This window comes from Deltaproteobacteria bacterium, assembly GCA_020848905.1.
Lineage (GTDB): Bacteria > Myxococcota_A > Polyangia.
Genome location: JADLHG010000007.1, coordinates 1 through 4,356 on the forward strand (window position 1 = coordinate 1; position 4,356 = coordinate 4,356).

General features: G+C 70.7%; 3 protein-coding genes. 1 reads left to right on the top strand and 2 read right to left on the bottom strand.

Annotated features, from left to right (window positions below; translation table 11 throughout):
- The coding region (locus IT371_04960) for a formate--tetrahydrofolate ligase (protein MCC6746986.1) at positions 1–1,538 on the bottom strand (1,538 nt) is incomplete at its 3' end.
- Between the two features lie 106 nt (positions 1,539–1,644).
- Here IT371_04960 and IT371_04965 point away from each other — a divergent pair.
- On the top strand, positions 1,645–3,555 hold the full coding sequence (locus IT371_04965; protein MCC6746987.1) for a PQQ-like beta-propeller repeat protein: 1,911 nt from the start codon (positions 1,645–1,647) through the stop codon (positions 3,553–3,555).
- A gap of 66 nt (positions 3,556–3,621) precedes the next feature.
- Here the strand turns inward: IT371_04965 and IT371_04970 are convergent.
- On the bottom strand, positions 3,622–4,356 hold a 735-nt coding region (locus IT371_04970), incomplete at its 5' end, for an NmrA family NAD(P)-binding protein (GenBank protein ID MCC6746988.1).

The window sequence follows — 4,356 nt, forward strand, 5'->3', positions numbered from 1 at the left end:
ACGTTGCGCACGGTGATGTCGAAGTCCTCGGGGCGGCCGAGGCGCGTCGGATCGTCGGAGAGCGAGTTCTGGGTCTTGGCGATGCAGACCGGCAGCGCGGCGTAGCCCAGCCGCTCCACGTCCTTCAGGTCCCGCTCGGCGGTGGGGGTGAGGACCATGTTGCGTGCGCCGTACATCTTGCGCGCCACGGTCAGGATCTTCTGCGGGACCGGGTCGCTCCAGCTATAGAGGGGCGTGAAGGGGCGCGACACCCGCTCGGCGTGGGTCACGACGGTGCGGGCCAGCTCGAGCGCGCCCTCGCCGCCCTGTTCGAAGTGGCTCGCCACGGCGAAGGGCACGTGGCGGCTCTCGCAGTAGGCGCGCACGACGGCGAGCTCCTCCTCGGTGTCGCCGCCGAAGCGGTTCAAGGCGACCACGGGCACCTCGGTGAAGTGGTGGATGTTCTCGATGTGCTTGTCCAGGTTCGGCAGGCCGCGGCGCACGGCCTCCGGGTCGGGCTTGCCGAGGTCGCCCTTCTTCACGCCGCCGTGCATCTTGAGCGCGCGCACCGTGGCCACCAGCACCACCGCCGCGGTGTCGAGCCCCGCGCTCGCGCACTTGATGTCGAAGAACTTCTCCGCGCCGAGGTCGAAGGCGAAGCCCGCCTCGGTGATCGTCCAGTCCGCCAGGTGCAGCGCCATCTTGGTGGCGAGCACGCTGTTGCAGCCGTGGGCGATGTTGGCGAAGGGCCCGCCGTGCACGAGCGCCGGCGTGCCCTCGATGGTCTGGACGAGGTTCGGCAGGAGCGCGTCCTTGAGCAGCGCGAGCATCGCCCCGGTGGCGTTGATCTGCTTGGCCGTGACGGGGGTCCCCTCGAAGTCGAAGGCTACGAGGGTGCGGTCGAGGCGCGCGCGGAGGTCCTCGTAGCCGGTGGCCAGGCAGAGCATGGCCATCACCTCGGAGGAGGCGGTGATGTCGAAGCCGGCCTCGCGCGGCACCCCCTGGTTCACGCCCCCGAGGCCGATGAGGGTCTTGCGCAGCGACCGATCGTTCATGTCGATCACGCGCCGCCAGAGCACGCGCCGCGGGTCCACCTTCATCGGGTAGTCGAAGTGGATGCGGTTATCCAGCATCGCCGCGAGGAGGTTGTGGGCCGAGGTCACCGCGTGGAAGTCGCCGGTGAAGTGCAGGTTGATCGCGTCGGCCGGGGTGAGCTGGCTCTTACCGCCTCCCGTGGCGCCCCCCTTCATGCCCATGCACGGGCCGAGCGAGGGCTCGCGGAGCGCGAGGCAGACCGACTCGCCGAGGCGCGCGAGTGCCTGCCCGAGCCCGATGGTGGTGGTGGTCTTCCCTTCGCCGGCGGGGGTGGGGGTGATGGCCGAGACGAGGACGAGTCGCCCGGGGTTAGGTCGCTGCCGCGGCTCGTCGAGGAGCGCGAGGTCGAGCTTGGCCTTGTCCCGCCCGTACGGGATGACGAAGCGCTCGGGGACGCCGAGAGTCGCGGCCACCTCGTGAATGGGGCGCGGCCCGAGGGACGCGGAGGAAGGATTCGGGGTCATGCAGGCCTCCGTGCGCGAGAGGCGGGCATCGTAGCGCAAGTGTCCGCGCGCGGCGATGGCGGGGCGCGCCTTGACGCTGCGACGGGGGAGAGGAGATCCTGACGTCATGAAACCAGCGATGTGGGCGGTGATGACCGTGAGCCTGGGGCTCGCGATGGGGCTCGGCACGGGATGCACGAGTCAGCTCCGAGGTGGCGTGGTCGACGGCGGGGCGGGGGACGGCAAGGCCCTGGCGGACGGCGCAGGCGGGGACGGCGCAGGCGGGGACGGTGGCGGACCTGCGGGGGACGGCAGCGGACCTGTGGGAGACGGGACGGCGCCGCTCGTCGACGGGAGTGTACCCGTCGGAGATGGTCCGAAGCCGATTCTGGACGGCGGGCGACGCGACGGCGGCGCGAAGCGGGACTCGGGTGGCGGAGCCAAGGACAGCCGGCCCGCGGCCGACGGCCCGCGCGCGGACGCCTTCGTGCCCGTCGGGGGACAGGGAGAGTGGACGCAGGAGGCGCACGACCCGCAGCGCACGGGTTACATCGCCGAGGAGCCGAAGACCCCCTGGACGGTGCTCTGGACCTGGAACGGGGCCGACGCGAGCGGGGGCGTGGGCGGACACAGCTACGACGCGCCGCGGGAGGCGCACACCGTGACGGGCGGCCCGATGATCTACGCGCCGGCCGGGGCGAAGGGGCTCTACGGCCTGCGCAAGGTCGGCGGCGGGAGCGCGTGGAACGTGACGGCCACGAGCTTCAACGCCACGCCCGCCTACGACCCCGCGACGGGGCATGTGCTGGCGGGAGGGGCGGACGGCAAGCTCTACAAGGTCTTCGGCTCGACGGGGGTGGTGGCCGGGACCTACGCGGCGGGGAGCCCCATCAACCGCGCGATTCTGATCGTGGGGGGCGCGGCGTACGCGGCGACCGACAGCGGCGAGCTGCACAAGGTGACCATCGCCACGATGACCAAGGCCTGGTCCTACGCGAGCGGCGGGCCGGTGGGGACGGGCCCGGCCTACTCCGCCTCGCGCAAGGCGGTGGTCTACGCGACGAACGATCTCTACGTGCACGCCGTCGACGACGCGAGCGGGGCCCGCAAGTGGCGGGAGAAGCCGACGCCGAACGCGGCGGGCTTTCCGAACGAGCTGGACGGCTACTGGCCGGTGGTGGCGGACCAGGCGGGCGTGGTGTTCGTGCGGATGCGGCTCGAGCACAACGCGGGGCTCTGGAGCTTCCCGAGCGGGCGCAACACCTATCCGAACACCAACGCCGAGACGCGCACCTTCCTGCAGAGCAACGCGCGGCTGAAGAACCTCTTCGCGCTCTCGCTCGACGATGGAAAGGAGAAGTTCGTCCCGGCGTTGGGCTACGGCGGGGTGGAGGACCTTCACAACGGCAGCGCGTATCTCGACCTGGGGCCGGTGCCGGTGGTGCGCGTCGTGGGCGGCAAGCAGGTGGCCTACCAGCACTTCCGCAACGGGCAGAGCAACCCCCCCGATGGCCGATGGGACTCGCACATGGGGGAGATGGTCCTCGACGATCAGACGATCTCGGGGCTCGTGGCCGGGGACCTGCGCTTCGTCCAGATGGGCAAGCAGAGCTACTCCTACGCGAGCATCACCGACGAGCAGTGCCCCGTGACGATGGCCGGCGAAACGCTCTTTCACGCGCACTGGGGGGCGAGCGAGAGCGTGCGCATCACGGATCGCGCGAGCGCGCGCGGCCTGAGCTACGCCGATCCGATCAAGACGGTCTACAACCCGCCCGTGGTGCGGCGCACCGTGACCTGCAGCGACTTCAACCCGACGACCCACTACACGAGCTGCGGTCTCACCTTGGTGGACGACGGCCGCTACTGGGCCGGGCCCGGCTTCTGGGTCTACTGGGGGGTGCGCGATCCCCCAACCGTGAAGTCCGGGGCCTACAGCGAAGGGCTCAAGCCGCGCTACACGTACGTCAGCGACGGGCTGATCGTCGTGGAAGGGAACGGCGGAGATCTGATGGTCTTCAAGCACAGCGGGCCGTGAGCTCAAGCCCGAGGGCGTAGAACGCGCGACGGCACATCACCGCCGCCGGGCGTCCCGCCGGACGCGCTACCCGAGGGGGATGCGCTCCTTATTCTGCGCGAGCCAGGCGGAGAAGGTCTGCAGGCGCGGGTTCAGCTGGCGCGAGATGCCGAGGTCGCGCGCGCCGCAGTAGACGTGTTCGAAGTCCCGCTTGAACTGGAACATGTTGGCCATGTCGTCGGCCCCGGGGAAGCCGAAGGTGCGGTACACCTCGGGGGGGACGTAGGCGTAGTTGACGGGCTTGCCGAGCGCCGCGGAGAGCGCCGCGGCCATCTCGGTCCCCGTCAGGTGCTCGCCCGCGATGCCGACCGTCCTGCCGATCCAGTGGCTGCCGGCGCGCAGGATGCCGTAGGCGCAGCGCCCGATGTCCTCGGCGGCGATTCCGGGGAGCTTCTTGTCGGCCATGGGCAGCACGAAGCCGAGCTTGCCGTCCTCGCCCTTCTTCGGCCCCATGCCGAAGTGGATCAGGTTGTCCCAGTAGAAGGACGTGGCGAGGAAGGTGGTGGGCACGCCGAGCCCGGCGAAGAGGCGGTCCGCCTCGCCCTTGCCGTCGAAGTGCGGCACCTTGTACTTGCCCTGGAGCGTCGGCATCCGCGCGTCGCTCGTCGGGACCCAGCGCCGCGTGTCCTCGAGCGTCGACCAGATGACGTGCGAGACGTTCTCCGCCTTGGCGGCCTCGGCCTGCGCGCCTGCCTGGGCCAGCTCCTTCTCGGCCGAGAAGTGCTCCCAGAAGTTGGTGACGCAGAAGGCCCCGTAGGCCCC